The 26974-nt window shown below is 56.8% G+C and carries 27 protein-coding genes; 11 read left to right on the forward strand and 16 right to left on the reverse strand.

What is annotated here, in order from left to right; translation table 11 throughout:
- The first annotated feature begins 294 nt into the window (after positions 1 to 294).
- The 4 genes from lpxC to ligA all read left to right on the forward strand — a co-directional run bounded on the left by lpxC (position 295) and on the right by ligA (position 6438).
- A complete protein-coding gene (lpxC, locus tag G523_RS19780) occupies positions 295 to 1218 on the forward strand; it encodes a UDP-3-O-acyl-N-acetylglucosamine deacetylase (protein WP_022696152.1) in 924 nt (307 codons plus the stop codon).
- A gap of 190 nt (positions 1219 to 1408) precedes the next feature.
- Positions 1409 to 2233, forward strand: a complete 825-nt coding sequence (locus G523_RS0116390) for an outer membrane protein assembly factor BamD (RefSeq protein WP_022696153.1) — start codon at positions 1409 to 1411, stop codon at positions 2231 to 2233.
- 44 nt (positions 2234 to 2277) lie between these two features.
- Positions 2278 to 3984, forward strand: a complete 1707-nt coding sequence (gene recN, locus G523_RS0116395; RefSeq protein ID WP_022696154.1) for a DNA repair protein RecN — start codon at positions 2278 to 2280, stop codon at positions 3982 to 3984.
- 15 nt (positions 3985 to 3999) lie between these two features.
- A complete protein-coding gene (gene ligA / locus G523_RS0116400; RefSeq protein WP_022696155.1) occupies positions 4000 to 6438 on the forward strand; it encodes an NAD-dependent DNA ligase LigA in 2439 nt (812 codons plus the stop codon).
- A 9-nt stretch (positions 6439 to 6447) separates the two neighbouring features.
- On the opposite strand, the gene G523_RS0116405 is transcribed toward ligA, so the two are convergent.
- The 3 genes from G523_RS0116405 to G523_RS20530 all read right to left on the reverse strand — a co-directional run bounded on the left by G523_RS0116405 (position 6448) and on the right by G523_RS20530 (position 10126).
- On the reverse strand, positions 6448 to 8265 hold the full coding sequence (locus G523_RS0116405; RefSeq protein ID WP_022696156.1) for an aminopeptidase P family protein: 1818 nt from the start codon (positions 8263 to 8265) through the stop codon (positions 6448 to 6450).
- An 81-nt stretch (positions 8266 to 8346) separates the two neighbouring features.
- On the reverse strand, positions 8347 to 9315 hold the full coding sequence (locus tag G523_RS19785; protein ID WP_022696157.1) for a 50S ribosomal protein L11 methyltransferase: 969 nt from the start codon (positions 9313 to 9315) through the stop codon (positions 8347 to 8349).
- Between the two features lie 79 nt (positions 9316 to 9394).
- Positions 9395 to 10126 (reverse strand): M23 family metallopeptidase, encoded by a 732-nt coding sequence (locus G523_RS20530; RefSeq protein ID WP_022696158.1) that lies wholly within the window; start codon positions 10124 to 10126, stop codon positions 9395 to 9397.
- A gap of 148 nt (positions 10127 to 10274) precedes the next feature.
- Here G523_RS20530 and G523_RS20535 point away from each other — a divergent pair, with 148 nt between their 5' ends.
- Positions 10275 to 11153 (forward strand): DUF2785 domain-containing protein, encoded by an 879-nt coding sequence (locus tag G523_RS20535; RefSeq protein WP_022696159.1) that lies wholly within the window; start codon positions 10275 to 10277, stop codon positions 11151 to 11153.
- A 10-nt stretch (positions 11154 to 11163) separates the two neighbouring features.
- On the opposite strand, the gene G523_RS21070 is transcribed toward G523_RS20535, so the two are convergent.
- On the reverse strand, positions 11164 to 11694 hold the full coding sequence (locus G523_RS21070) for a hypothetical protein (RefSeq protein WP_155802864.1): 531 nt from the start codon (positions 11692 to 11694) through the stop codon (positions 11164 to 11166).
- Positions 11695 to 11942: 248 nt separating this feature from the next.
- On the opposite strand from G523_RS21070, the gene G523_RS0116430 reads away from it, so the two are divergent.
- Positions 11943 to 12689, forward strand: a complete 747-nt coding sequence (locus tag G523_RS0116430; protein WP_022696161.1) for a DUF2971 domain-containing protein — start codon at positions 11943 to 11945, stop codon at positions 12687 to 12689.
- Here the strand turns inward: G523_RS0116430 and G523_RS0116435 are convergent.
- From G523_RS0116435 to G523_RS0116470, 8 genes are all read right to left on the reverse strand, one after another.
- A complete protein-coding gene (locus G523_RS0116435) occupies positions 12686 to 13171 on the reverse strand; it encodes a DUF3291 domain-containing protein (RefSeq protein ID WP_022696162.1) in 486 nt (161 codons plus the stop codon). The two genes, G523_RS0116430 and G523_RS0116435, sit on opposite strands and share 4 nt — an antisense overlap.
- Positions 13172 to 13451: 280 nt before the next feature.
- Entirely contained in the window at positions 13452 to 14588 is a 1137-nt protein-coding gene (locus G523_RS0116440; protein WP_162141069.1) for a hypothetical protein, read from the reverse strand.
- Entirely contained in the window at positions 14509 to 14982 is a 474-nt protein-coding gene (locus G523_RS20750; protein ID WP_081648871.1) for an REP-associated tyrosine transposase, read from the reverse strand. Before G523_RS20750 ends, G523_RS0116440 begins: the two co-directional genes overlap by 80 nt.
- Before the next feature lie 119 nt (positions 14983 to 15101).
- Positions 15102 to 15593 (reverse strand): hypothetical protein, encoded by a 492-nt coding sequence (locus G523_RS0116450; RefSeq protein ID WP_022696165.1) that lies wholly within the window; start codon positions 15591 to 15593, stop codon positions 15102 to 15104.
- A gap of 69 nt (positions 15594 to 15662) precedes the next feature.
- Positions 15663 to 17990, reverse strand: a complete 2328-nt coding sequence (locus G523_RS0116455) for an ATP-dependent helicase (protein ID WP_022696166.1) — start codon at positions 17988 to 17990, stop codon at positions 15663 to 15665.
- 98 nt (positions 17991 to 18088) lie between these two features.
- On the reverse strand, positions 18089 to 18784 hold the full coding sequence (locus G523_RS0116460; RefSeq protein ID WP_022696167.1) for an HTTM domain-containing protein: 696 nt from the start codon (positions 18782 to 18784) through the stop codon (positions 18089 to 18091).
- Positions 18781 to 19200 carry a hypothetical protein gene (locus G523_RS0116465; RefSeq protein WP_022696168.1) on the reverse strand — a complete coding sequence of 140 codons (420 nt, stop codon included), beginning with the start codon at positions 19198 to 19200 and terminating at the stop codon, positions 18781 to 18783. The genes G523_RS0116460 and G523_RS0116465 overlap by 4 nt, the downstream gene beginning before the upstream one ends.
- A 76-nt stretch (positions 19201 to 19276) precedes the next feature.
- Positions 19277 to 20692 carry a chloride channel protein gene (locus G523_RS0116470; protein ID WP_022696169.1) on the reverse strand — a complete coding sequence of 472 codons (1416 nt, stop codon included), beginning with the start codon at positions 20690 to 20692 and terminating at the stop codon, positions 19277 to 19279.
- Between the two features lie 269 nt (positions 20693 to 20961).
- On the opposite strand from G523_RS0116470, the gene G523_RS0116475 reads away from it, so the two are divergent.
- The 3 genes from G523_RS0116475 (at position 20962) to bla (ending at position 22942) form a co-directional block, all read left to right on the forward strand.
- The gene (locus tag G523_RS0116475; protein ID WP_022696170.1) at positions 20962 to 21468 is read left to right on the forward strand and encodes an SspB family protein; all 507 of its coding nucleotides are present in this window, start codon (positions 20962 to 20964) and stop codon (positions 21466 to 21468) included.
- Positions 21469 to 21474: 6 nt separating this feature from the next.
- Positions 21475 to 21933, forward strand: coding sequence for a PaaI family thioesterase (locus G523_RS0116480; RefSeq protein WP_022696171.1), 459 nt, complete (start codon positions 21475 to 21477; stop codon positions 21931 to 21933).
- A gap of 91 nt (positions 21934 to 22024) precedes the next feature.
- Positions 22025 to 22942, forward strand: coding sequence for a class A beta-lactamase (bla, locus tag G523_RS19800; RefSeq protein WP_022696172.1), 918 nt, complete (start codon positions 22025 to 22027; stop codon positions 22940 to 22942).
- Here bla and G523_RS0116490 read toward each other — a convergent pair.
- Complete coding sequence (locus tag G523_RS0116490; RefSeq protein ID WP_022696173.1) at positions 22939 to 23325, reverse strand: RusA family crossover junction endodeoxyribonuclease; 387 nt, start codon at positions 23323 to 23325, stop codon at positions 22939 to 22941. The two genes, bla and G523_RS0116490, sit on opposite strands and share 4 nt — an antisense overlap.
- A 121-nt stretch (positions 23326 to 23446) precedes the next feature.
- On the opposite strand from G523_RS0116490, the gene G523_RS0116495 reads away from it, so the two are divergent.
- Positions 23447 to 23782 (forward strand): zinc ribbon domain-containing protein YjdM, encoded by a 336-nt coding sequence (locus G523_RS0116495; protein WP_022696174.1) that lies wholly within the window; start codon positions 23447 to 23449, stop codon positions 23780 to 23782.
- Here G523_RS0116495 and G523_RS21075 read toward each other — a convergent pair whose 3' ends face one another.
- Both G523_RS21075 and hemH read right to left on the reverse strand, forming a co-directional pair.
- Entirely contained in the window at positions 23783 to 24004 is a 222-nt protein-coding gene (locus G523_RS21075; RefSeq protein WP_155802866.1) for a hypothetical protein, read from the reverse strand.
- A 79-nt stretch (positions 24005 to 24083) separates the two neighbouring features.
- Entirely contained in the window at positions 24084 to 25103 is a 1020-nt protein-coding gene (gene hemH, locus G523_RS0116505) for a ferrochelatase (RefSeq protein ID WP_022696176.1), read from the reverse strand.
- 128 nt (positions 25104 to 25231) lie between these two features.
- Between hemH and G523_RS0116510 the strand changes: the two genes are divergently transcribed.
- A complete protein-coding gene (locus G523_RS0116510; RefSeq protein WP_022696177.1) occupies positions 25232 to 25633 on the forward strand; it encodes a Dabb family protein in 402 nt (133 codons plus the stop codon).
- Here G523_RS0116510 and G523_RS0116515 read toward each other — a convergent pair.
- On the reverse strand, positions 25608 to 26930 hold the full coding sequence (locus tag G523_RS0116515) for an MATE family efflux transporter (RefSeq protein WP_022696178.1): 1323 nt from the start codon (positions 26928 to 26930) through the stop codon (positions 25608 to 25610). The two genes, G523_RS0116510 and G523_RS0116515, sit on opposite strands and share 26 nt — an antisense overlap.
- Positions 26931 to 26974: the final 44 nt, after the last annotated feature.

Here is a 26974-nt window from a genome sequence, read left to right on the forward strand (position 1 = left end):
GCTCAACCCGGAAAGAAAGCGCCCCGCGAGATGCGGGGCGTTTTTTTGTTTCAATACAGTGCCCTTCTGTGTGGCACGGATGCTACATTTTCAGCTTATTGCAGCGGACTGATCACGGACTGTTACATTCGAGAATATTTACCATGATACAGAAATCGTAATAAATTCAGATGCTTGTTTCGTAAATTCGGGCTCCCGGGCCTTCGGGGCGTTAAAAGCGTTACGAATCGAAACAAAGCGTGTGTTGAGCCACGGCGCTCAAACCGCAAATTACTCTCAACAGGAGTATGTTGCGTGACCAGTATCGAATTTCAGCAGACATTAGCGAGTTCCGCGATTTGCGCCGGCATCGGTGTGCATTCGGGCGAACGTGCGCGTCTCACTCTGAAACCGGCACCGGTTGGTACTGGCATCCGCTTCCACCGCGTTGATGTGCCGGAAGCGCAAGGCTGGATCGATGCGCTAGGCGACCTCGTGCATGATGTGGCGCTCGGTACAAAACTCCGCAACGAATATGGCACAACACTGTCTACTGTAGAGCACCTGCTTGCAGCCGTTTATGGCCTTGGCATTGATAACATGATTATCGAAGTCGATGGTCCGGAAGTGCCGATTATGGATGGCTCCTCGTCTCTCTATACCGATCTGATTCTCCGCACCGGCATTCGCCAGCAGGCGCGTCGTGCCCGTTACATCCGTATTCTGAAGCCGATTGAGGTTCAGGACGGGCCTAAATCAGCCATGCTTTTGCCGTCTGATGACAATGGCTTTCACTTGGACGCGACGATCGATTTCGACTCAGAAGCGATTGGCCGTCAGCGTAAGTCTATTCTGCTGACGCCGCGTAGCTTTGCTCGCGAGCTGGCTTTTGCGCGCACATTCGGCTTTTACCGCGATATCAAAAAGCTGCACTCAATGGGCCTCGGTCAGGGCGCATCTATGGAAAACGCGATTGCTGTTGAGGACGATAAAATCCTCAATCCGGAAGGCCTGCGCGTTGAAGACGAATTCATTCGCCACAAAATCCTCGATGCTGTCGGCGATCTGGCGCTTGTCGGTCACCGTCTGATTGGCCGGTATGTGAGTGAGCAGCCGGGTCACTCCATCAATAACCTGCTTGTTCGTGAGGTTCTGAACCGTCCGGATGCGTGGGAATTTGATACGCTGGAAAGCGAAAGCACCGATCACGCCGAGACCGCACTCGCGCACGCGCTCTAAGCGGTCCTGCAATTCAAACATCATTATAAGGCCAGCCGATCAGGGTTGGCCTTTTTGTTTTCTAGAAGTTTGCTGATGCGACCAATGGGGCAAGAAGCCCTCTATTAAAGACCTTTCATGGGGAAACGTCTTGGCGTGGCAGGAACAACAGGCTATCACCATGGAACAGTGACGATGTAAGGTGTAGTTCATGAAGTCTCGGGCGAAATCAATTCTGCTAATTTCAGCCGCAGCGCTCGCAACAGCTGGCTGTAGTGTGTTCGACAGCTCGCGGAATGAAAACCTTGTTTACGTCGCGCGTCCGGTGGAGCAGCTCTACAACAACGCTTCCGATGCTCTGACGGGGCGTCGCTATGACCAGGCTGTGCTCCTTTACGATGAAGTTGAGCGTCAGCACCCGTATTCAGAATGGGCGAGCCGCTCCAACATAATGTCCGCTTTCGCCAATTATCAGGCGCGCAACTATGAAGAAGCGATCAATGCAGCGCGCCGTTATATCTCGCTGCATCCGGGCAATGACGAGACTGTTTACGCTTATTATCTGATTGGCATCTGCTATTTTGAACAGATCGTTGATGTCGGCCGCGATCAGGGAATCACTGAGAACGCTTATGCAGCGTTTGACGATGTTGTCCGTCGCTATCCTGAAACCGAATACGCTGCTGATGCGCGTCTGAAAATGGACATGATCCAGGACCAACTCGCAGGCAAGGAAATGGAAATCGGCCGCTGGTATCTGCGCCGCAACCAGCACCTCGCAGCGATCAACCGTTTCCGCGAAGTTGTGGACGAGTACCAGACGACAAGCCACACACCTGAGGCGCTGTACCGTCTGACAGAGGCTTATCTGTCTATCGGCCTCGAATCAGAAGCAATGGCTGCTGCGTCCGTACTTGGATATAACTATCCAGCGACCGAATGGTATGCAGACGCTTATGCGCTGATGGAAGACACAGGCAATACGCCAGGTGCAGAGCCAGAATCAAACCGTCGCGGTTTCTTCGGTCTCTTCTAAAAGAATCATTTGTTCGTATTTTGTTCTCGTGATATGCAGGGTGCATGTTAATTGCATTCTCTGTCCGTGATTTCGTTTTAATTGATGCCCTGGACCTTGATGTGTGCCGGGGCTTTACGTCTGTCACCGGTGAAACCGGTGCCGGTAAATCTATCATGCTCGATGCGCTCCGCTTTGTGTTGGGCGGGAAGGCTGACAAACGCTTCATCCGGCATGGCGCTGAGCGCACCAGCGTATCGGCAAGCTTCGAACTTGAGGCGGACCATCCGGCACGGCTGGAGCTTCTGGAACGCGGCCTCCTTTCTGATGATGAGACTCTGGTCACGTTCCGTCGCTTGCTATCTCAAAGCGGTCCTTCGCGGATTTATGCAAACGACCAGATTGTAAGTGCGGATCTTGCGACGCAGCTCGGCAAGGATCTCGTCGAGATCCATGGTCAGCATGACGGTTCTGCGCTTCTGAACCCGAAACTTCATGGCGATGTGCTCGACGAGTTTGCTCAGGCCGGCCCTCTGTTGAAAAGCGTCGCGGAAAGCTACCGCCTCTGGGCCGAAGCGCGTGACCGCGTCGAAGAGGTCGAAGCCCGCCAGAACTCTCAGGACGCTGAAATCGCACAGCTCGAACATATGCTGGAAGAACTTGATCGTCTGAGCCCGGGCGAGGAGGAGGCCTCCCGCCTCGCGCTGGAGCGCGCCATGCTTCTCAACAGCCAGAAGCTGATCGAGTGTATGACGGACGCTGACGAAGCGCTTCGCAAGTCTGATGGCGCGTCCGCATTCGGTTTGGCCGCGCGCCATCTTGATCGCGCCATGCGTCTGCCAGAGCTTGCAGAAGCGCCAGAAGATAATCCGCAGCTTGTAGCGTTGAAAACGGCACAGGACGCCGTCGAGCGGGCGCTTATTGAAATCAACGAGGCGAGCATTGCGGTCGAAAGCTCCATGACGGCCTTTGATCATGATCCCGATACGCTTGAGCAGGTCGAGCAGCGCCTCTTCAGTCTGCGGGCAGCTGCGCGTAAGTTCGATGTCGATCCGGATGGCCTCGCGGCCCTGCATCTCGAGGCTCGCTCTAAACTCTCCGAACTGGAAGCCTTTGACGATGTCATTGCATCAGCGCGTAAAGCCATGGCTGAGGCTGAAAAGGTTTACTGCGAACGGGCTGACAAACTGTCAGCGCTCCGGAAATCCAGCGGTGAACAGCTCAGCTCGCTTGTGCTCAAAGAGCTTGCGCCTCTGAAGCTTGAGCATGCGAAATTCCGTGTCCGTATCGACCATCTGGAAATCGAGAAAGCAGGACCGAACGGTCAGGACCGCGTTCTCTTTGAGGTTCAAACGAACCCTGGCGCACCATTCGGTCCATTGAACCAGATTGCGTCCGGCGGCGAACTTGCCCGCTTCACGCTCGCGCTTCGTGTGTGTCTGGCTCATGTCCACTCTGCGACTCTGCTTGTGTTCGACGAAGTCGATCAGGGCGTTGGCGGCGCGGTTGCGGCAGCAGTTGGTGAACGCCTCGGACGTCTGGCCGATATGCGTCAGGTTATGGCCATCACGCACAGCCCGCAGGTTGCGGCATCCGGACACCAGCACTGGCACGTCACTAAACGGGTTGATGATGGCGAACGTACTGTTTCGCAGCTCAACGAACTGAAGGGCGAAGCGCGTCTTGAAGAAGTTGCGCGTATGCTCTCTGGCAGCGAGATAACAAATGAGGCGCGTGCAGCCGCAGATCGCTTGATGGCAGAGACAGTTTAAGCCAATTCTCTTGGCATGACTGATTCATCTTCTCTGCCTGAACGGCCTGCAACGCTCGACCAGAAAGCCTCATCTCTGGATGAGGCGCAGGCCGCTACCGAACTGGCCTATCTGGCCGACGTTATTTCCCGGGCAGACAAAGCCTATTACGATGAAAGCGAGCCGCTCTTCACAGATGCAGAGTATGACTCCCTGCGGCGGCGCAACAGCATGCTGGAACGCAACTTTCCGGCATTGGTCCGCGAAGACAGCCCGACGGAAAACGTAGGCGCAGCTCCATCGAATGATTTTGCCAAGGTCGAGCATCTCGTACCGATGCTGTCGCTCGATAATGCCTTCTCTGACGATGATGTTGAAAGCTTTGTGGCGCGAATGCGCCGGTTTCTGAAGCTGGATGGCAGTGATGCACTCGCTGTTATGGCCGAGCCTAAGATTGATGGTGTTTCTGCAAACCTCCTTTATCGAAACGGTGAACTGGTTCGTGCTGCGACGCGCGGAAATGGCCGGGTCGGTGAAGACATCACAGCCAATATTCGCACGCTAAAAGACATTCCGGACAAGCTCACGGGTGACGACTTTCCTGCAGAAATCGAAATCCGCGGGGAAGTCTATATGAGCTGGGAGTCCTTTCAGGCACTCAATGCTCAGGCCGAGAAGAACGGCACGAAGACCTACGTGAACCCGCGTAATACAGCCTCCGGGTCTCTTCGCCAGATTGATCCTGAAGTGACGCGGTCAAGACCTCTCGACTTCTTCGCCTATGGCTGGGGGGGCGTCTCCGAACCGTTTGCGACAAGCCAGTTTGAGGCGCTTCAGAAGTTCGGAAAATGGGGCCTTCCGATAAATCCGCTCGTAAAGCGATGTGAGACGGTCAAAGACCTAATTGAGCATTACAATCTGATCCAGTCGAAACGCTCCGAGCTTGGCTACGATATTGATGGTGTCGTCTATAAGGCAGACCTCCTTGAATATCAGTTGCGCCTTGGCATGCAGTCGCGTGCGCCGCGCTGGGCGATTGCGCATAAATTCCCCGCCGAAAAGGCCGAAACGACAGTCGAAGCCATCGACATTCAAGTCGGTCGAACAGGATCCCTGACGCCGGTTGCCCGCCTGACGCCGGTTACGGTTGGCGGCGTCGTTGTGTCCAATGCGACGCTGCATAATCAGGATTATATCGCCGGTTACCGCCGGACGGATAAGGGAACCGAAAAAGTTACTCATGACATCCGGATTGGCGACAAGGTGCTTATCCAGCGGGCAGGGGATGTGATCCCGCAAGTGCTGCATGTAGTGAACCCAGATCGCGCGGACCGCGGCGATGTCTTCGAGTTTCCCGATACCTGTCCACGTTGTGGATCGCTCGCTGTACGAGACGTGGATACCAAGACCGGCGAGGAAGACGCTCGCGTGCGCTGTACGGGCGGACTGATCTGTCCTGCACAGGCACTTGAACGTCTGAAGTATTTCGTTTCGCGCAAGGCACTCGATATTGATGGCTTCGGCGAGAAGCAGATCGAGCTGTTCTGGTCGCGTAACATCGTCAAAACGCCAGCCGACATTTTCCGTCTACCAGACGCAATCGCCCGCGAAGGTTTTGATCCGCTTGGGACATGGGAAGGCTTTGGCGAAACGTCAGCACGTAATCTGTTCGCGGCTATCGATGCGCGCAGGTCTGTACCGTTTGCGCGCCTACTGACAGGCCTTGGCATTCGCCACGTTGGCGATGTGGTCGCAAGAAGTATCGCCACCAGTTTTGCCAAATGGAATGATTTCCACGCACTCATGTGGGCAGCAGGTGAGGTCTCTGAAGGGCTTCAGGCCTATGAAGCAATTCGTCTTGGGAACCGGCTGACGGACCGAGTAGCGCTCGCGCTGTTCGACATCGAACTTGGCGAGGATGAAGGCGAGGCGTGGCCGAACCCGCTTATTGAAGCGCTGCACGGTGCCGGACTGACCTGGCGCGGTGATATCTCTGAGACGCTGAGCACGCTCTTCGCAGACCGCGCTGCCTTTGAAGGCGAAATGGAACGCTTGAAGCCTGTTCATGCCGCCTTCCGTTCAATTGAGGGTGTCGATGGCCTCGGCATGGCGGCGGCTAATTCGCTGATCGCCTTCTATGAAGAGCCTCATAACCGCGATGTCTTGCGTGATCTTGTCGGTGCGCCAGATGGCGGGGGTGGGCTCGTCGCCGTTGAGGATGTTGAAGTCGTGGAAGCGAGCGCGGATTCGCCGGTGGCAGGACTGACACTCGTCTTCACAGGCACGCTGACAGAAATGACCCGCGATGAAGCCAAGGCACGCGCACTGGCCCTGGGCGCAAAAGTCTCAGGTTCGGTGTCCGCAAAGACCGATATTCTGATCGCAGGTGAAAAAGCCGGCTCCAAGCGCACCAAGGCTGAAAGCCTCGGTGTACGTGTGATTTCTGAAGCCGACTGGATCGAGATGATTTCCTGATCGCGCCTATTAGAAAGGCGCGCAGGCGGTTTTCATCCAGTCAGCGACGTCCGGATAATCGGAGAGCATCGGGATGACCGTGTCAGCGACTTTCTTCAGATAGTCGTTCACCCAGCTTAGCTCTTCCGGCGTAAGAAGCGACGTGTCGATCAGGTTGCGCGCATATGGCGCCAATGTGATCGGTTCGAAGCCCATAACCGGACGGAAGCTGTTCGGCAGCTCTTCGAAGTCGGTCACGTATTGAAGGTTCTCGATACGGATGCCGTACTGGCCTTCAATGTAGTACCCCGGCTCGTTGGACACGATCATGCCCGGCGCGAGCGGCGTTGCGTTCCAGCCTTTAGCAATACGCTGCGGGCCTTCATGCACGCCGAGATATGCGCCAACGCCATGGCCTGTGCCGTGATCATAGTCCAGACCAGCCATCCAGAGCGGCTGACGGGCAATCGCGTCGAGATGCGTGCCGGTCGTGCCTTCAGGGAAGCGGATCATGGACATGGCTACATGGCCTTTCAGCACCAGCGTGTAGTGCTTGATCATCTCCGCCGTCGGCTCGCCAATGGCGACTGTACGGGTGATGTCCGTTGTGCCTTCGAAATACTGGCCGCCGGAGTCTACGAGGAAGAGATTACCCTCGGTGAAGGTCGCGTTGGATGCTTTGCTGACACGGTAGTGAGCCATCGCCCCGTTAGACCCGAAGGCTGAAATCGTCTCGAAGGAAATATCCTTCAGAACGCCCGTGTCATTGCGGAAGCCTTCCAGCTTGCGCACAGCGTCGATCTCAGTGGTCTTGCCCGGCTCAATGCCAGTCTCCAGCCAGTGAAGGAAACGCGCAATCGGAACGGCGTCGATTTCGTGCGCGCGTGCTGCTCCAGCGATCTCAGCAGAGTTCTTTGTGGACTTCGGCAGCGCGATCGGGTCGGCTGCTTCCATAATGGTCGCCTTGCTCCGCTTCAGGGTTGAGAACACCCATTCAGATGCTGTCGCAGGGTCTGCCCAGACTGTTTTCTCTTTCAGATCAGCCAGCCCTTTATTGAGCTCGTTGATGTCGCGGATAGACACCTGATTACCAAGATGTTCACGGATTTCGTCCGTGACTTTTTTCGGCGCTACAAATAGCTCGGCGCTCCCGTCGGCATGCAAAATGGCGCGGCCCAGCGGCAGTGGGGAACAGCGCACATCGCTACCGCGAATGTTGAACAGCCACGCAATGCTTGGCGGCGCGGTGATCACGGCCGCATCTGCGCCTTCTTTGCGAAGTTTCGCAGCAATCGCTTCACGCTTTTCCGGCGAGCTAGTGCCGGCGTATTTGAGGTCCTGCGGCACGAGCTGTGTCATAGGCTGGCGTGGACGGCCTTTCCATGACTGGTCGATCGGGTTCTTTGGCAGCGCCTTTGCGACCGCGCCCGCCTTCTGCAGGGCAAGACGAAGCGCCTTGGCCGTGTGGGGCGTCATCACGCGCGGGTCATAGCCGATGACTTTGCCCTCAAGGTCCATGTCTGCAATCAGATCGAACGGCCCGGGCGGATCGAACTTCTGAATGTCGAACAATTGCTGATCGACCTGTTCGAGCACCTGAATGGAGTAGCGACCATCGACATAGACGATGGCTTGGTCAGACAGGATGAACGCGGCGCCAGCTGAACCGGTGAAGCCGGTCGCCCATGTCAGGCGCTGGTTAGCCTCCGGCTGATACTCGTTCTGATATTCGTCTTCGTGCGGCAGGTAAAAGCCGTCAACGCCTCGTGCTTTCATCGTTTCGCGAAGCAGGGGCAGGTGAGTGCGGCCAATTTCCGGGCCGCCGCGGACGTCGAATGTTTGTCTCATACACTAGGAGATAGCAGGGATAAAACGCCTGTAAATGCCCAGTGTTTGGGAAACCTCACCAGAATGGCGTGAAGACGCCGCTTATGCGTCCTCAAACCCTTCAAAAGTTTTTAGCGCGTCGACATTTCCAGCCTCAAGCGCTTTGACGAGATCGGCGAGATCGTCTTTGCGCGTGGTTTTCTTCGCCGGTTTTACCGTCAGCGGTTTCTGGTACACCAGAGTAGACCAGCCATCGCGGCGGATGCGGTCAACCAGTTTCAGGCCGCGACCGGCAAATGCGCCGCGCACGCTTGGTTCCTGGAAGGTCAGGAGGCCGGAGAGGATGACAACGCCGCCCGGCTTCAGAACGCGTGTCAGATCACCGGACATGCTGATCAGCGGCTTTGCGAGAATATTCGCGAAGATTGTATCGTAAGGCGCCGACGTCTGGATAAGTTTCGCCTTTGTACCTTTGGCCTCTACGAGTTTGACCTGATTGGCGACCTTGTTGTTTTCGACATTCACCTGAGAGACGCGAACGCTAACCGGGTCGATATCACTGGCAATCGTAGACGTGCCGCCGCGCTTAACCGCTGCGATGGCCAGAACGCCAGAGCCTGTGCCGACATCAAGCACTTTGCCGATCTTGCGACGGCGGGCATGGTTTTCCAGCGCGAGCAGGCAGCCTGCAGTCGTGCCATGGTGGCCTGTACCAAATGCAAGACCCGCCTCGATCCAGAGCGGAATACGACCCGGATGCCCTTTAGCGAGCTGGTGCGCGCCGGCGACAACGAACGGGCCAGCATGAACAGCAGGAAGCCCTTCAAGAGACATGGCAACCCAGTCCATGTCTTCCAATTCCTGAACCACAGGGCTCAGATCCGGCGCGATAAGCTCCATAATGCCTGCGCAGCCATAAGCCGTGTCGAAGTCGGAGGCATACGCATCGATACGCCAGAGCGTACGGCTTTCTTCCTTCGTGTCGACAGCGTCGGCAGGAGACGGATCGAGCCATGTCAGCGCGTCGGCTACGGCTTCAATCACTTTACGGGGTGCAGTTGCAGATACCATGTACATGACGCCCATAAACTACGGAACGGGCGTTGGTGGAATACCTTTTTTTCGTCTCGCGATGCGGTCCGAAAATTGCCTATCGGCTGAGCGGAGCTGCTTGGGTGTCGGTCAGCGCAAGGCGCGGGTCGATCCATGGCGGGAAATCGAACGGATTACGCGGTGTAAGCCCGCGACCCCAAACGCCCGCCTGATAGGTACCGGTCAGAACCTCATAGTGTAGGTGAATGCCTGTTACGTGTCCTGATGCCCCCATGCGGCCAAGCGGCTCGCCATAGTGAACGGTCTCGCCGACTTCGATATTGTCTTCGACATATTCGAGGTGGGCATAGCGCGTGTAGACGCCGCTGCCATGATCAATGAGGATGGACAGACCGAAACCGGAGTTATAGCCCGCCTCAAGGATTGTGCCCGCACCGCCGGAAAATACGCGGCTGGCCGGACGGGATGTAATATCCAGCCCGTTATGAGGGCGCGTTCTTCCATTCAGGGTACGAATGCCAAAGCCGGAGCTGACGCATGCATTGTTGGCCGGGGCTGTCACAAGCGGAACGCCGTTCACAACAACCAGGCGGGAATATTCAATCACTTCACGATTGGAGTCTGTGTCGGGCGCATTTGAAACTCGCGAACCAGAGCACAGAAAGAGCCGCTCGTTCGGATAGAGGCGTTCCACGTTTGCTTGGATGACCGGTCCACTTGCAGGCGGGACTGTGGCCTGCGTGCGTCCGTTTCTGACAGGTGCCGGATTGCTCGCACAGGCGGCGAGAAACAGAGCGCTGGCGGAAAGTACGGCTATCGAACGCAACATGTCTGACCCTCAGGATTTCTTCGCGTGGCGTGGTGTGGCTATGGGAAACGCCAGATTAACCCTGAGGGGGTGAACGTTCGATAAATGTTGCTGCGTGCAAGTACGGAAAATTCGGCTAAGGTGACTGAATGACAGGGGAGGGTGCAATATGAAGCATATACTGATGGCAGCTTGTGTAAGCGCGACGAGCGCGCTGGTCGCGCAGAGCGCCTTCGCAGACGGATATCCACCCTGCCATTACGCGCCGGGCTATTCGATCGATTATACAGACTCTACCGAAGTCTTCCTGATGGTGAACTGTCTGGCCGATCCTGATCCGGTCATCAGAGACGAAATCGCCTACACCACCATTGTTGAAATTCTGCGCAACCACACACCCGATGCGCCGGAACTCTTCGAGCTGATGAACATGCTGGTCGAGCGTCTGGATGAAGCAGGCAGTGACCCGAACGGCTTTCAGGGCCCGTTCGTCGCGCTGGCGCTGGCCGAGATTGCACGGACCGACCGCGTACATGGCTGGATGAGCGCCGATATGCGGTCAGACCTCGTTACAATAGGCGCTGAATATCTTTCCGGCTTGAGTGACTACCGCGCCTTTGATGACGACGAGGGCTGGCGGCACGGCGTCGCCCATGGCGCAGACCTTTTAAAGCAGCTGTCGCTGAACGAGGCGATCACCGAAGATGATGCGCTGATGATCCTTGCCGCCATTGCAAGCAAGATAGCGCCGCCGGATGCACCGGCCTATACTGCAGGCGAGCCGGAAAGACTTGCGCGACCTGTCGTGTTTCTCGCGCGGTCCGGCAAGGTGAGCGAAGAGACATGGAACGAGTTCTTCGCGATGATCGCACCGGATGAGAGCGATCCGCGCTGGCAGGATCCCCATGCGTCCGAGGCGGGCCTCGCAGCGCTACATAACACCAAATTCTTTGCCTATGCCCTGTATCTGCACGGCGATCTCAGTGAGATGAGTGCGATGAACGCCTTACGCGATCACGCACTCACATTGATGGGGACCTTGCCTTAAAAAAGGCGGGTCAGGCGACGACACTAAGGAAGTTCTGAGGGGCAGTGACTGTCGCCTGACCACGCGGAGAGTAGCCGGAAATCTGAGCGCCGCTGAAGCCTGTCTGGGGTTCCAGATCTTCATCGCGGACGTCGAACCCTCGTTCCTGGGCAAAGTTACGAAGGCCGTCTAAATCGACATCGCCCCGATCCGACACGAAATTCGCAGCCTCATCGCCAAAACGGGCCGCAAGGTCTGTGCGGGTGGTGGCGGTCCGTTCTTCTGCGATGAGGTTAGTCAGCGCGTCGAGATCCACGACGCCTGACTCCGAGACTACTCCGTCGGCACCCTGGCCGAATGCATCGGTCAGGCGGGTAGAGAGTGCTTCTGTATCAATCTCGGAACTGCGAATAGATTCCCGAAGTTGCTCTAATGGTCCTGGGGGTGGAGGAAGATCGAGCTGGCTCGGGCGTTGTGCAGCCTGTTCAGGCTGGACGGGGGCGGAACCACCAAACGGCTGCAATGCAGCGTAAGCTGAGGCTCGCGATATACTATCAACCATGTTGTTGCTCCTCGTGTTTACAAGGCGCATCTGCTGGAGGGCATCAGAGCGGCATTCGCCATACCCATATCTGCCTTCCGCTCGGGCTGGGTGACTTCTGTCACTGCCGATACGTCGGTCTATGGGATTAAGACTATCTTCAAAAGTTTTAACAAACGTTACCAGAGCTTGATGAAATCTTAAGGCTCGTCGGGCCTGATGGTCTGAAACAAGTCGGACCATAACCGGCGGGGACAGGGTGACTACCGATGAAGCTATTTCGATATCTTCCGATTGATGATGCGTTCTGGCGCGAACTGACAGGATCAGAGCTCTATTGCGGCCATGCGGACGGGCTCAATATAAACGATCCGCCCGAGTGTCGGATTGATATGGAAGCGGCCATCGCCCGCGCCCGCGCTGTTGTGACAGACCGCGAACGCCTCGAAGAGATTGCCTTTCTGGAACGCCGCCTCGACCGGTATGAGGAAAAGCGCAGCGCCATGGGTGTCTGCTTTTTCAGCGCTGTGCCGGACAATACCGTGAACTGGTCCCGCCGCGCAGATGATCATAAAGGCGTCTGCCTGACCTACAGCCTGCCTGACGATTATATCATTCGCCCGTTTCCGCGCGCGGACGTCGGGTCTGTCCTCCTTGGTGTTCAGCCGGTGAAATACGGCAATAACGCCGTGACTGAATGGCTGGTGCATGGCGATTTCTACGCGCCAACGGGTGGCTCTATCGTCGATAATGCCGCTGTGCGTTCCGTCACCACCAAAGGCATAGCCTGGGCCTATGAACAGGAAGTCCGCCTGCTCGCGCATGAGAAGACTAATTTCCGACTGCCGCTGGATAGTCTCAATCAGGTCATGTTCGGCATGTCGATCAGCGATGAGGCTAAACAGCAGATTGCCCGACGCGCCAAAGAGCGGAACCCGTCAGTGAAATTCCTGCAAGCCCAGCCGAGCGCAGCCTCTGACTATGGCATGCACGTCATGCTGACAGATTTCGTCTAGGCCGCTGGCGCGCAGGCGTGGGTGCGGTGCATCTTCGCCTCTTTCAGCCAGTCCCAGCCGAATGCCTCGTCGCTATCGCCATTGGCGCGGCGCAGCTCCAGCTTTTCCAGCGCTTCTTCCAGAGTGGGTTCATGGCCTTCAGGCACCCACCACATGACGAAATGCATCTCGCCAAGCACTTCGAACCATTCCTCGCGACGCTCGTAAAATTTCTTATGGACCGTGCCCCAGACAAAGCGGTCAAGGCTTTCGACATCCTTCCAGACGGTCAGGTTCGTCACATGTTTCGGGTCGCCCTCAATCTTTGCATCGGTATTGCCGGTGCCCGGTTCGCCCGAGCCTTCCATCATCCAGACAAAGCCCGGCATGCGTTTGCCCAGCCCGTTGATGAGATCGAGATTGTCCATGAAATCCTTCACGCGAGGATCATCCGTCGGCGCAACAAGTCGCCCGACATTCAGCTCTGCCAGATGATATTTCATGATGTGTCCCTTCCGTCAGTAGTGGATATGGGGCGGGGAGGTGCGTGGTTTAAGTGGGGAGTGGTTTGCTCGGTGCTGTTGTTTTGCCTCCGGCTCAACGCACCTGCGCCTTCGCGTTGCTCGTGGAGCGGCCAACACTGACGTTCGAGAAAAGCGGGCAGCCCTGAGCGTGACCCATCGCGAAGGCGGAGCCGGAGCGGGCGGTCAAACAAAGATGCACACAAGCGACCGCGCAGGCGCAGGGCGAGCGAGGCAGCGAGCGACGCGCCCGAGCATAAAATCAGAGGCTTCTGATTTTCGGGGGAGGTGGCGGGTCGAGACAGGATAAGTCCGGCAGGCCGGCATAAGGATTGGGCCGGATACCGTAGCCGATCTCTTCCAGCTTTGCAGACGCCAGATAGTGAATGAAGTTCACGTCTTTGCGCTCCGCCTGCGTGGTCGCAGAGGCCCATAATTCTTCGGGCGGGCAGAAGTTTGCCAACGGCGCGAACCAGAGCGGGTGGGGAGGCCCTTCTCCCTCAGGGAGAAGGGTTTGGGATGAGGGTGAAAGGTTGGAGACCGGTTTAGCCTTCAGGCGTTTTAACTGGCCCACCTCACCCCCCTTGATAGGGAAATCGTGTACGATTTCTGACCCTCTCAAGCCTCTCCCCCCAGAGGGCGGAGAGGGGAGTTCAACTGCAACCCGCCGCGCGAGATTGAGCGCAAACCGGTCAGCGTGTTCCAGCACATGAGAGAGGCGTTTCAGCCGAGCAAAGAGGTGCCCGGCCTCTACAAGCTGCAGACGATCCGGCAGGAAGGTATAACGGCGCGTGCTGCGGCGGCTTTTGCGCCCGTGTGCCCCGATGACAGGTGTCAGAACGTTGAATGCGGGCAGGCGTGGCAGGTCGCGAAGCTGGTCGCGCAGGGTTTCATCTTCCCGCTCGGCGAGGCGTTTTTCCTGTGGCGCGTTATGGCGCTCGCGTGACTTGGCTGGCGTGAACCGGCCGAGCGCGATTAGCTCTGCGGTCAGAAATAGTATGAAACAGCGCAGCAGATATTCCAGCCGTTTTACATGGGTGAGGCCGTCGCTCATGAAGCGGCGCTGCATATAAGGGCGCCTGGTTTGAATGCCCTCTGGAGGGGCCTCGCAGTCACCCTCCGCGCTGTGATGCGCGCCCGCAATATAGCCCTTCAACCGGCGGGCAATTTCCCGCGGCTCATAGGACAGAATTTCTTCAGGGGCAGACACATCCGACATGACGGGAAGTGTGTGGGTGGAGTGCGCGGTGTTGGATTGTTTTTGTTGGAGAAATGTAGGGTGGATTAGATCGAAAGATCGTAATCCACCGAAAGACGGGTTATGCGGCGCGTCCCCATTCGTCCTTGTACCGATGCCATGACGAATGTGGCCAGTCGGCTGGATCGGCCACATATCCATGTTTCACCGGATTCCAATGGATGTAATCCATGTGCGCGCCGAGGTCGGCATCGTCGCGGATAAGATGTTCCCAGTATCGGCGTTGCCATATGCTACGTTCGCCATGGCGGCGACCAGTCGGTGTGTGTCTCAGAGATTTGGTGAAATGCGTTTTGATCAGTCGCAGTCGTTTCGCGAAATCATGATCATCCTCCGGCATACGCCAGATTGTGTGAAAGTGGTCGGGGAGAAACACCCAAGCGATTGTCTCGAAGGGATATTTAGTACGGACTTTTTCAAAGCATTGATGCAGGAGACCAAGTTCGTCCAGCAGCAGTCTTGATGATCGGTCATCAAGACAAACAGTAAAAGCATAAGTGCCACCCGGCACGAAGAGACGACGATAATTTGGCATGATTTGGAACATACCAAGAACATTTGTGATTGAAAAGATGAAATGTAGGGTGGATTAGCGCAGCGTAATCCACCAATGTTCAAGTTTGTGGTGCATTACGACGTTGCGTCTAATGCACCCTACGGCGCTTGAATACTGCATGCTGTTTCCAACGGAAAAATATCACCGTTTGGGCGCTCACGTGGCCCATCAAAAGCAATTATGGCGTCGATACCGTTTAACCAAACATCCAATTCCTCTCGCGGAATTTCCCCCAGTTCAACCAACTGAAAATATCGAGCGACTATCTCGCATCTGCTCTGTCTTAGACCTAAATATGGGTGATAATCGTCGGACAAAGCTAAATTTGAGAACGCTAAAAATTGATCGACCGATCCGCGTTCTCTAACCGTAAAATAGCTAATTACCGCTCCACAGTTGTCGGACAATGCTATCTGCAATCGCCGCATATGGGCACGAACATCACGAACAGGGCCGCAAGCACGATTGAAATCAGTAACAACTTCGCCGGGGAGCTCTATAAACGACGACGTCGAGCACCCGGAGCAGATGAGTAAAAGCATCGAAAAAGTCAAAATTCTAGCGGTCTTCAGTTTACCCCAAACGATCATCTCTCCCTCCTGCTTTCATGTAAGGCCTTTATTGCGCGAGGAGTTGGAGGGCGAGGCCCACTCTACCCCCTAAGCCGCCTCAAGGAACGTCGCGATGACCTTCTTCGTGCCGGCTTTTTCGAACTCCACCGTCATCTTCGCGCCTTCAATGACTTCCACGCGGCCATAGCCGAATTTGATGTGGAAGACGCGCTGGCCGATTTTAAAGCTGGATTTGCCGGGCGCTGAGGAGGCGATGAGTTCGGCCTTGCCATCAATGGTTGGCGGGGCAGAGCGCTTACGCTCTGTCTTTTTCATGCGCTGCCAGCCGGGCGATGAGTAAGAGCTACGCTCGCCCAGATCTTCAAAACTGTCAGAGGTTTTGCCCCCAAAGCCTGAGCTGCCAAACCCGCCATAGCCCTGGTTCTGGCCATAGCCGGTCTCGCTGACGGCTTCGACATTTTCATGCGGCAGCTCGTCGACAAAGCGGGACGGAATGACAGACTGCCAGCGGCCATAAATCTGGCGGTTGGCGACAAAGGAAATCCGGCAGCTCTGCCGCGCGCGGGTAATGCCCACATAGGCAAGACGGCGCTCTTCCTCGAGGCCTTTATTGCCGTTCTCATCGATAGAGCGTTTGGAGGGGAAGACTTCCTCTTCCCAGCCCGGCAGAAAGACGAGCGGCCATTCAAGGCCCTTCGCGCCATGGAGCGTGATGATCTGGACTTCATCATCTGTGCCGCTTTCGGTGGAGGCATCCATGACGAGTTGAACGTGCTCCAGAAAGGCAGCGAGGCTGTCAAACTGGCCCATCGCATTGACGAGCTCTTTCAGGTTGTCGAGCCGCGTTGCCGCTTGCGGCGAGCGGTCTGCGCGCAGCATGTCTGTATAGCCGCTCTCATCGAGGATTTGCTCGGCCAGCTCCGTATGGCTGATGCCGGCATGGTGCTTGTCGCGCCACATATCCAGATGGTTCATGAAGCTCGTCAGGCCGCGCTTCGCCGCGCCTTTGACTTCGTCTGTCTGCAGAACCATGCGGCAGATCGTGTTGAGCGAGCGGCCATCCTCACGGGCAATGGCTTGCAGCTTTTGCAAGGAGGCTGCACCGACGCCGCGCTTTGGCTGGTTCACCACGCGCTCAAAGGCGAGGTCGTCATCTTCAGAGCGGATGAGGCGGAAATAAGCCATGGCATCGCGGATTTCAGCACGCTCGAAGAAGCGCGGGCCGCCAATCACCTTGTACGGAATCCCCAGCATGATGAAGCGTTCCTCGAACGCCCGCATCTGCCATGAGGCACGCACCAGCACAGCGCAATCGGCCAGCTGGCCACCGCCGCGCTGCCATTGCTCAATATCTTCACCAATCAGGCGGGCTTCGGCCTCACCATCCCAGATGCCGCGCAGCTGGACTTTCTCGCCCATATCGCCCTCGGTCCAGAGCGTTTTGCCGAGGCGTCCGCGGTTCTCCTGAATGATGTGGGAGGCCGCTGCGAGGATATGGCCGGTTGAGCGGTAATTGCGCTCAAGGCGGATCACCTCCGCGCCGTCGAAATCCTGCTCGAATTTGAGGATGTTTGTCACTTCCGCGCCGCGCCAGCCATAGATGGACTGGTCGTCATCACCCACGCAGCAGATATTGCCCGTGCCGCGCGCCAGAAGCCGCAGCCACAAATACTGGGCGATGTTGGTATCCTGATACTCGTCTACGAGGATGTAGCGGAACTTGTTGAGGTATTCCTCCAGCACATCCGGATTTTCCTGAAACAGGCGGATGGTGAGAAGCAGAAGATCGCCAAAATCGCAGGCATTCAGAACGCTGAGGCGTTTCTGGTAAATGTCATAGACTTTGATGCCTTTGCCGTCTGCGAACTGATAGGCCTCGTCCGGCGGCACTTTGCCCGGCAGCAGCGCGCGGTTCTTCCAGCCATCAATGAGGCCAGCCATGAAGCGCGGCGTCCAGCGCTTCGGGTCAATGCCTTCGGCTTCGATGATCTGCTTGCAGAGGCGGATCTGGTCATCTGTATCGATGATGGTGAAGGTGGATTTGAGGCCGACCAGCTCTGCATGTTTGCGAAGGATTTGCGCGGAGATGGAGTGGAAAGTGCCGAGCCAGCGCAGGCCTTCGCCTTCCGGCCCGATCAGGTTCATCGCGCGTTCCCGCATCTCGCGGGCGGCCTTGTTGGTGAAGGTCACGCACAGCGTCTGCCATGGCTTGGCGCGGCCTGTGCGGATGATGTGCGCAAGGCGGGTCGTCAGAACGCGCGTTTTGCCCGTGCCCGCACCTGCCAGAACGAGAAGCGGCCCGTCGACGGTTTCGACAGCGCGTTTCTGCTCCGGGTTCAAACCCTCAAGATAGGAGGTCGGCTGGCCGGCTGGACGCGCCATGGCCATCTGGGAAAGCGGGATCTGGTCTGACATTCTGTACGTACGATTTTTCTAGGGAATGATTCGCGTTTCGTTCTACTCTAACATGGGGTGAGAACGGGGAAAGTCACTGTAGGTTTTCAGTGCGCGAATTACCCTCCGATAAACCGGTCCTGTAGCCAGATAATGCTCGGATAGGCCGCGATCCATGCCAGCACGAACCGGTTGAGGCCGAAGAACATGGCATTGGAGAGGTGAAAGCTCGCTGCCAGCACCAGAAACGGGATGAGCGTGTATTTCGAGGCGAGGCTGAGCGGGAATAAAAGCTCGCAGACCATGACGAGCCAGCTGCCCGCCAGAAGCAGGGTTTTCCTGTCTGCCAGCCCGCGCAAATTCTCTGCAACCGGATAGGCCGAGAAGGCGAACACATCGCGCAGTGCGCGGCCTGTCCGCCAGTCTGGATTTCTGATCTTCACCCAGCCTGAAATGAAATAGGAGAGGGTGAGCTGCAGGCCGAGATAGCCGAAGGCCAGTTCTTTCCAGTTCTCCTGCGGCAGCCAGTGGGCGAGCGTCAGGCAGAACAGGATGAGCAGGCTCATCCTGTCCGAACCGCCATTATACGGGCCTTCAAAGCGGTGCAGAATGAGTACGGCGAGCCCGCTCATGGCGAGGCATATCCAGGCCGAGTATGCCCCGATCTCCGGATAGAGCAGCAACAGGCACAGAATAAGCCGCAGGCCGAAGAGTGGGCGCTCTTTGCCGCCCGCGCGGATATGCTCCACGCCTGGCATGATGAGTGCGATGGCGAGGAGTGTCTCCGTCCAGCGCATGGCAAGGTCGAGCGTCATGCGAGCGGCTCCGGCGCGGAGGTGTAGAGGATTTCCTGCGTCAGTGTTTCATCCTCGCGGTGGATGAAGACTAGGCGAAAGCGGAATTGCGCGGCGTCTGTTTCGGCTTGCAGGTCCCGCTTCATACGGGTGAGGATTTCGCGTTCCGAGTGCTCTGGCGTGATGTCTTGTGAGAGGCGCTCGGCGCATGAGACGAGGAACAGGCTCTCATTCCAGCGTGGGTTCCAGATGAGGCGTCGCAACATCGTCAGGAGCGAGATGTTGTCCGGCCTTGGGCGAAAGGCCTGCCAGTCGCCGTGCGGCTTACCGGCGTGATCCAGCAGCTGGTGCTCAATCCGCGGGGACGGTGCGATCACGTCAAAGAAGTTCCAGGACGGAATAAGCGCGGGCAGAATGAGCTGGACAGTGCGGAGCATGAAACGTCAGGCCTTGAAGAGGTCCGACGCATCATGGTGCGAGCCGGTTAAGAGAAGCTTTTCGCGTTGGCGACCGTCAGAACCGGTCTGCGCGTATCTGTTTCTCGAACACGCCGCCGCCAACAGTTGCCTGCACGATCACGGTCGCCATGGACACGGCGATCAGAACCGCTGCTGAGGTTTCATATGAGCCGGTAAGTTCGAAGACGATCAGCGTCGTCGAGATTGGCGCGCCAAGGACCGCCCCTGAAATCGCGCCCATGCCGACCAGTGTGAAGAAGCTCTGGGCCATTTCACCATGACCGGTAAGCGCGGCCATAATCGCTCCGAACACGCCGCCAACCATAGCGCCGACAAAGATAGAGCTTGAGAATACGCCACCGCCAAACCGCGCGCCGATACAGATGGTCGTTGCTGCGATTTTTGCGACGGCGAGGATCAGCATGAAGGCAGCGCTATAGCCCGTTGCAATCGAGGTCGCTGTTGCCTCATAGCCAACGCTTAGGACCTGAGGATAGGCGAGGGCAAAGACACCGATAATAAGGCCGGCAATTGGCGGCAGCATCCAGTGCGGAATTTTGATCTTGTCTGCGAACCGGCTGCCAATGTGAGGCGCGGCAACCCATGCGCGGATCATTACAATAGCAAGGCCAGCTGCGATCAGGCCGATAAATGGCGTGCCGATGAAGAAGATCACCGGTGGGTCATCGAATACGGGCGGCGCAAAGACTGCATTATTGCCAAAGATCAGACGGGTGACGAGCGAGCCAGATACGCTGGCAACGGCAATTGGTCCGATGTCAGACGTCCGGTAGCGGCCGAGAACGACTTCGTGCGCAAAGAGCAGGCCTGCGAGCGGCGCGTTGAACGAGCTGGCGACGGCGGCTGCTGCGCCGCAGCCGAGTAGGGCGCGGATCTGGGCTGGCGTCAGGTTGAAGCGGTGGGCAAAAAAGCCGGACAGCACAGCGCCCACGTGAACGGCTGGTCCCTCCCGGCCTGCACTTGCGCCTGAACCGAGCGATGCGACGGCGATAAGGAAGGTCTGAAGACCGTCTTTCAACGACATATGCAGGGAAACGAGCGGCGTTGTGCGCCCGCGCCGATCCAGCACATGACGGCGGGCTTCGATGACGTCGCGAATGCCACCAATGCGAGGGTCGCCGCGAATGCCGAGCTTGAGGCCGATATAGAGCAGGGCAGATACAACAAAGCCGCCAATGACCGGAATAAGCAGGGCGCGCAGCGGGTGAAGCTGTGTCACAGCGCTGGTGATGCGTTCATCCTGAGCGCCGAAACCAATAAACTCGATGCCGACAATCGCGGCGCGCAGGCCCGCCATGACAAGCCCGACCAGAAGGCCGCAGAACAGTGCAAGCAACCAGACTTTACTCTCGGAGATCAGGCTGCGCCGACTATAGCGCGACACCATCGCTTTGGATTGCGAGGCGCGTTTTTTGATCTCTTCTGTCAGTGGACTGTTCGGTGAACCCATGCCCTCAAAAACGCCTATTGCCGCGGAACGTCAAGTTGATTGAGGGAGATATATCAGGAGAGTCTTTCAAACTCGTGTGAGCGGACTAAATTTGCTTTCCGCAGATTTTGTTACGAGCCGGAATTCAGTGACAACAGTTTAAAAACCCGTCCGTGTCCGGTATCCGTCGTTAACCCAAAAAGGCGAATCCAGTTCGCTTATGAAATGAACCCCATTGTGTGATATGGTTTGGATCGCTAACTAAGGGCCAAAGGGGAATACATTCGCTTATGACCGATGACATTGGCTATCAGGCGCTATTCGAAGCTGCGAAACGCGGTGTGATGAAAGAAGCGCTTAAAGTGGCAGCTTCACCAGCTGGCCTTCCGGGCAACCACCATTTCTACATTTCGTTCCGTACGAAAGCGCCTGGCGTGCAAATCGCCGAGCATCTGCTGACGCGTTTTCCGGAAGATATGACAATTGTGATCCAGCATCAGTTCTGGGATCTGGAAGTGCATGATCATCACTTCGAAATCGTGCTTCAGTTCTCGGGCGTGCCACAGCACCTGCACATCCCGTATGCTGCAGTGACGCGCTTCCTCGATCCGAGCGTCGATTTTGCGATGGAAATTCCGCCTGCGCACATGCACACCGCTGAAACGCTCGACATTTCAGATACGCCGGCACCTGCCGAGCCTGCTGAAACCGTAGCAGAAGAAAGCGATGATGCTGAACCGTCACGCCCGGCCAGCGATGGCACCGTCGTCAGCATTGATGCATTCCGCCGGAAGTAAGCTTTTATGAGTGAAGCCCCAACGGAAAAGCCGCGTATCAGCGATGAAGAGATGCTGGCGCGCTTTCGCAATTCGAAAAAGCGCCCGCCATGCTCTGATACGCTCGGCATGGAGCTTCTGGCCGTTGATCAGGATGCGATGACAATCCGTATGGGTTTTGACGTCAACCCGTCATTCTCCAACCCGACAGGCGCTATTCAGGGCGGCTTTCTCACAGCGATGCTCGACGAGGCCATGTCTACCTGCTGCATTATCGCGTCGAATGTGACGATGACCGCACCGACACTGGAATTGAAGACAAGCTATATGCGTCCGCTCTTTCCGGGGCGGGCTGAGGCCGTCGCACGCATTCTGAAGTTCGGTAAGTCGACCGCTTTCATGGAAGCCGAGCTTCTCGATCCTGAAGGTCGCATGGTTGCTAAAGCAAGCGCTACGGCTGCGCCGAAACCGTTCAAACGGTTCTGATTGCCTCTCTGCCTGAAATTGACCTCGTTTTTCGCCTGAAATCACCTTACTGGCTGGTTTGAGTAAGGCTGTTTCAAAATCGGGGGATTTCATGAGTTTCAGACTGTCACGCCGAACCATGATTGCGAGCGCCGCGAGCCTTCCATTGCTTGCAGCCTGTTCGTCATCGGAAGATGAGCTTCTCGCGCGACCGGAAAATGAGGGGCGCATTGAGGGTGTGCATACAGCCATAGCCTATATGGAGAGCCAGAATGGTGGCCGGTTTGGCGTATCTGCGGTGAACCTTGCGACAGGGCAGACGATTACTCATCGCGGCGATGAGCGCTTTGCTATGTGTTCCAGCTTTAAATGGTTGCTCGCAGCGTTGGTGCTTCAGCAGGTGCAGACGGGTGAGGAAGACCTGTCGCGCATGATCGAGTTTTCAGAAGCTGACATGGTGATGCATGCGCCGATCACCGAGCCTGCTCTTGGTGAGGGCCGTCTCAGTGTCGAAGCGCTTTGTCGTGGAACGGTTCAGACGAGTGATAATCCGGCAGCCAACCTGTTGCTGCGGACGCTGGACGGACCGGAAGGCTTCACGCAAATCCTGCGCGATAATGGCGAGATGACAACGCGTCTCGACCGGTGGGAGCCGATGTTGAACGAGAATGCGCCGGGCGATCCGCAAGACACCAGCACGCCGAACGCCACGGTCAGCCTGATGGGATATTATCTCTTCGGTGGGGGGCTCAACGCCGAATATCAGACCTTGTTGAAAGACTGGATGATCGGCGCAACGACCGGTCTTGCACGTCTGCGCGGTGGCATGGATGCACCGTGGATTGGTGGTGACAAAACAGGCACCAGCTCGAACAATCAGAGTAATGACGTTGCCTTTGCCTACCGACCTGATGCGCCGAATGATCCAATCCTGATCACCAGCTATCTGAATGTCGAAAACCCGATCGGTGCAGAGACAGATGAGCTGCACGCCACCATCGGGCGTCAGATTATGTGGGCGCTGGCCTAGGTCAGTTCCGGACCTTCAAAACGGTCCAGAGCACGGGAGCGGACAATGATCCGCTCGCGTTCGCCTTCGCGGCGCTCCACCAGCAGGCGGGCGACCTGACTGTCATCATGGAAAGCTGCGCCTGTCAGACTGTCCAGAAGGGCTTTGGCAAGATTGTCGAGGTCCATGATTGGCGGGTCGCCGGTGAATTCCATCACGATATGGACTTCATAATCGCCGTATCCAGGACGAACTCGGGTGAAGTCCTTGCGGAAGAAATCCTTGAACAGCGGCTTATAGTATTTGGCCTGAGTGGTGATGCCATTGCACTTGGCTTCCAGTGTGCCGTCATCGAGAATCCGCGCGCGGACTTTCCCTTTTCCGATCCATTCCGGTTCGCTCATGCGTGCACATTCCCTCTCACTGGTTTGTGCATACAGGGCTTTAGGTCGCACGACCAGCGGCTTGACCTTTGCAGGGCGAAGGCGCGATGTGCGCGGACTGATTTTCTGCCGGAGCGACCCGATGACTGATGTGCCTGCATGCCCGAAATGTGGCTGTGATTATGCCTATGAAGACGGCGCTCTGTTCGTGTGCCCGGAATGCGCGCATGAATGGTCTGACGCCCAGCCAACAGAAGCCGAAGGCCGTGTCTGGCGCGATGCCAATGGTAATATTCTGCAGGATGGCGACACGGTGACTGTCATCAAAGACCTGAAGGTCAAAGGCGCTTCAAAGCCTGTCAAAGTCGGCACGGTCGTCAAGAATATCCGTCTTGTTGAAGGCGATCATGACATTGATTGTAAGATTGATGGCTTCGGCGCGATGGGCCTGAAGACGGAGTTCGTCAAAAAAGTCTGATCAGACGGTTTGTGAGGCGGCCGGATCGTGTGGAAGCAGATGGACGGAGTTCCGTTTGAGGCGCTTCTGGCGTGCCATATTTATGACGGATACAATCACTGAAACCAGTGCCGCTTCAACGGCGAACCAGACGAACCTCAGACTTGCCATGCCGCCAGCCGTGCACGCATGTGCGCAGCAGATTGCAGTGTAAAGAGGGCCCGTTTTGTCTGGTTGTTTCAAGATTATTCTCCTTGTTGCAGAGAAATAATCCGCGATCGTTCTGAAAGTTCCGAAGAAATTGTATGTGCAAACTGGCTGGTTACAGCCAGCCGCCCAGCTCGCGCTTCACCAGTGTTTCCAGAAGATCGATCGCAATGTCGGAGTCGTTGAGGCACGGCAGTGACGCAAACTTCTCACCTCCCGCTTCAAGGAAGCTGTCGCGGCCTTCCATGGCGATCTCTTCCAGTGTTTCAAGACAATCTGATATGAAGGCAGGCGCAGCGACGGCGACTTTCTTCACACCGTCTTCCGGCAGAGCTTCAAGTGTTTTGTCTGTGTATGGCTGGAGCCATTCCTGCGGCCCGAAGCGGGACTGGAAGGTCGTGCGGATGAAGTTCTCATCCCAGCCCATTTTCTCGCGCACCAGACGCGTCGTCTTGTGGCAGTGGCAGTGATACGGGTCGCCCTTGTCGAAATAGCTTTTCGGAATGCCGTGATAGGACATGAGCAGCACGTCCGGCTCGAAGTCGAGTTTCGACAGGCTGTCCTTCAGGGACGCACAGAGCGCGTCGATATAGTTTGGGTCATCATGGAAGGCCGGCGTCGTGCGCAGGGCAGGCTGCCAGCGCAATTTCATGAGGGCTTTGAAGGTGCGGTCGTTCACGCTGGCGGTTGTTGTTGCCGAGTATTGCGGGTAGAGCGGCACGGTGAGGATGCGTGTGCATCCCTGATCTTTCAACGCGTCGATCTTCGACTTGATGCTCGGATTTCCGTAATTCATCGCAAAATCGACGATCAACGAGTCAGACCCGATGCGTTGGTTTAACTTTTCGGCCTGTGCGCGGGTATAGAAGAGAAGCGGCGAGCCATCCTCCATCCAGACTTTCTTGTAAGCGCGACCGGATTTTGACGGGCGGAAGGTCAGGATCGGGCCTTGCAGGATGAGCTGCCAGATCGGCTGAGGCACCTCAATCACGCGCGGATCGGACAGAAACTCCGACAGATAGCGGCGCATGGAGCCATAGTCCGTGCCGTCCGGTGTGCCGAGATTGATCAGAAGAACGCCAATCTTGCCCTGCTTTACAGGTGGGTGTCCGGAAGGAAGGTGCATGTCCGCCATGAGAGTTCAGCCCGCTTGATTACGTTCTCTTGATTTAGGGATTACGCAGGGAACGCAAGGGCGGATGATATTTTCTTTTGCTTTTGATTGGCGCGGCGGTATGCCTGATCACGAAAAGGAGGGACTAGATGAAACTTTTGAAGATTGGCGCAATTGCCGCCGGCATGGTCGTCAGTGCGAGCGCCGCTCAGGCGGAGACGATTTATCGCGATCAGATTCAACACATTGTGTTGTTCGATCTGGTCGATGACAGCGAGGCTGCCGTCGATGCGCTGGTGAACGGATGCTATGAATATCTGGCTGATATTGATGGCGTGTATGAGATCAATGTAGGTGTGCGCCAGGCGGACCGTACAGGCGGCGTAAATGCAACGGACTATGACGTGGCGCTGACGGTCACGCTGGCGGATGAGGCGGCGCATGTTGCTTATGATGGCGATCCTTCGCACCTTACCTTTGTAGGCTTGTTCCGTGACAACTGGGAAAATGTGCGCGTTCTCGACTCTACGCTGACACATTCGCCTGAATAGGCGTCTCAATCCGACGAACGAGGCCTGGCAGATACGCGCCTAACGATACGGCGCGTATCGCATACATCCCCAGAAACGCTGCCCAGACGCCGGTGTTTCCGAAATGCCCGCGTAAAATGATATCGCTCGCTACATAAAGAATTGTCGTGATGACGGCTGCATTGCGCAGCGCTTTGCCCTGCGTTGCGCCAAGGAAGAAACCGTCCAGCTGCCAGCACGGAATGCCGATGAACGGGATGACCGCGCAGAAGGGCAGGAAGGCGAGCGCGACGGAGCGGGCTTCAGGATCATTCACAAAGCTGGTGATGATCCAGCCGCCGCCGAAATAGTAAAGCGCGGAGATAATTGCCCCGCTCAGGAGCGCGAGTTCTGTCGTGACGCGCATGGCGCGGACAAGCCGTTTACGGTTCCGATTGCCATAGGCCTCACCGATCTCTTTCTCGGCGACGAAGGCAAAGCCATCGAGAATGAAGGCGGCGACATTCACGAACTGCAGCAGAATCTCATTGCCTGCCAGAATAGCTGTGCCTTGCGTGGCGCCTGAATTCACAAACCAGGCGAATGTGAAGAGGAGCGCGAGCGTACGGATGAGCACGTCACGATTGGCGTTGAAAAGCGCGATCAGCCGCGCTTTGTCAAACAGGTTGGCAGAGCGTGAGAGGCCCGCTTTCACAACGAACAAACCAAAAGCGAGCGCCACCCATTCAGCTATCGCCGTGCCTGCACCAATGCCGGCAGGCCCCCAGTCGAGGCCTGCAACAAACCAGACATCCAGCACGCCGTTGACGCCGTTCATAACGATTTGAAAAGCGAGCAGCCAGCCCGTGCGCCCTGTACCGAGCAGCCATCCGGTAATGCCATATCCCATCAGCACCGCTGGTGCGCCCCAGATACGCGCATCCCAATAGGAGAGCGCGAGCGACTTCACATCGTCACTCGCGGCAAAAGGCGTAAATACCAGCTGGCGAAGCAGAGGCGAGAGGCAGAGAATAATGAGCCCCATGCCGCCGCCCACAAGCAAAGCACGCTGGAGCAGGGCATTCACTTCGGCAGTATCGGATGCCCCATTGGCCTGCGCGGTGAGACCTGTCGTCGACATGCGCAGAAAGCCGAATGCCCAATAGAGAAAGTTCATGGCCACTGCGGCGACGCCTACAGCACCAAGCTCTACTTTGTCTCCGGTAAGGCCCATGACGGCGGTATCGACGACGCCCGTTGATGCGGTCGCGGCCTGCGCGAGCATGACCGGCACGGCGAGTGCGATAACTTTAGAACGGGTGAGTGTGCTCGACGTCATCCAAGCGGCTTAGGCGAGGGACGCGTCATTGGCAATTCGGGCGA

It is taken from the genome of Ponticaulis koreensis DSM 19734, assembly GCF_000420665.1.
GTDB classification, from domain to species: domain Bacteria; phylum Pseudomonadota; class Alphaproteobacteria; order Caulobacterales; family Hyphomonadaceae; genus Ponticaulis; species Ponticaulis koreensis.

Excerpts from the sequence above, each read along its gene's own strand:
- G523_RS0116390 (WP_022696153.1), top strand. The coding sequence starts at position 1,409 with ATGAAGTCTCGGGCGAAATCAATTCTGCTAATTTCAGCCGCAGCGCTC.
- recN (WP_022696154.1), top strand. The coding sequence starts at position 2,278 with ATGTTAATTGCATTCTCTGTCCGTGATTTCGTTTTAATTGATGCCCTG.
- ligA (WP_022696155.1), top strand. The coding sequence starts at position 4,000 with ATGACTGATTCATCTTCTCTGCCTGAACGGCCTGCAACGCTCGACCAG.
- G523_RS0116405 (WP_022696156.1), bottom strand. The coding sequence starts at position 8,265 with ATGAGACAAACATTCGACGTCCGCGGCGGCCCGGAAATTGGCCGCACT.
- G523_RS19785 (WP_022696157.1), bottom strand. The coding sequence starts at position 9,315 with ATGGTATCTGCAACTGCACCCCGTAAAGTGATTGAAGCCGTAGCCGAC.
- G523_RS20530 (WP_022696158.1), bottom strand. The coding sequence starts at position 10,126 with ATGTTGCGTTCGATAGCCGTACTTTCCGCCAGCGCTCTGTTTCTCGCC.
- G523_RS20535 (WP_022696159.1), top strand. The coding sequence starts at position 10,275 with ATGAAGCATATACTGATGGCAGCTTGTGTAAGCGCGACGAGCGCGCTG.
- G523_RS21070 (WP_155802864.1), bottom strand. The coding sequence starts at position 11,694 with ATGGTTGATAGTATATCGCGAGCCTCAGCTTACGCTGCATTGCAGCCG.
- G523_RS0116430 (WP_022696161.1), top strand. The coding sequence starts at position 11,943 with ATGAAGCTATTTCGATATCTTCCGATTGATGATGCGTTCTGGCGCGAA.
- G523_RS0116435 (WP_022696162.1), bottom strand. The coding sequence starts at position 13,171 with ATGAAATATCATCTGGCAGAGCTGAATGTCGGGCGACTTGTTGCGCCG.
- G523_RS0116440 (WP_162141069.1), bottom strand. The coding sequence starts at position 14,588 with ATGGATATGTGGCCGATCCAGCCGACTGGCCACATTCGTCATGGCATC.
- G523_RS20750 (WP_081648871.1), bottom strand. The coding sequence starts at position 14,982 with ATGCCAAATTATCGTCGTCTCTTCGTGCCGGGTGGCACTTATGCTTTT.
- G523_RS0116450 (WP_022696165.1), bottom strand. The coding sequence starts at position 15,593 with ATGATCGTTTGGGGTAAACTGAAGACCGCTAGAATTTTGACTTTTTCG.
- G523_RS0116455 (WP_022696166.1), bottom strand. The coding sequence starts at position 17,990 with ATGTCAGACCAGATCCCGCTTTCCCAGATGGCCATGGCGCGTCCAGCC.
- G523_RS0116460 (WP_022696167.1), bottom strand. The coding sequence starts at position 18,784 with ATGACGCTCGACCTTGCCATGCGCTGGACGGAGACACTCCTCGCCATC.
- G523_RS0116465 (WP_022696168.1), bottom strand. The coding sequence starts at position 19,200 with ATGCTCCGCACTGTCCAGCTCATTCTGCCCGCGCTTATTCCGTCCTGG.
- G523_RS0116470 (WP_022696169.1), bottom strand. The coding sequence starts at position 20,692 with ATGGGTTCACCGAACAGTCCACTGACAGAAGAGATCAAAAAACGCGCC.
- G523_RS0116475 (WP_022696170.1), top strand. The coding sequence starts at position 20,962 with ATGACCGATGACATTGGCTATCAGGCGCTATTCGAAGCTGCGAAACGC.
- G523_RS0116480 (WP_022696171.1), top strand. The coding sequence starts at position 21,475 with ATGAGTGAAGCCCCAACGGAAAAGCCGCGTATCAGCGATGAAGAGATG.
- bla (WP_022696172.1), top strand. The coding sequence starts at position 22,025 with ATGAGTTTCAGACTGTCACGCCGAACCATGATTGCGAGCGCCGCGAGC.
- G523_RS0116490 (WP_022696173.1), bottom strand. The coding sequence starts at position 23,325 with ATGAGCGAACCGGAATGGATCGGAAAAGGGAAAGTCCGCGCGCGGATT.
- G523_RS0116495 (WP_022696174.1), top strand. The coding sequence starts at position 23,447 with ATGACTGATGTGCCTGCATGCCCGAAATGTGGCTGTGATTATGCCTAT.
- hemH (WP_022696176.1), bottom strand. The coding sequence starts at position 25,103 with ATGGCGGACATGCACCTTCCTTCCGGACACCCACCTGTAAAGCAGGGC.
- G523_RS0116510 (WP_022696177.1), top strand. The coding sequence starts at position 25,232 with ATGAAACTTTTGAAGATTGGCGCAATTGCCGCCGGCATGGTCGTCAGT.
- G523_RS0116515 (WP_022696178.1), bottom strand. The coding sequence starts at position 26,930 with ATGACGTCGAGCACACTCACCCGTTCTAAAGTTATCGCACTCGCCGTG.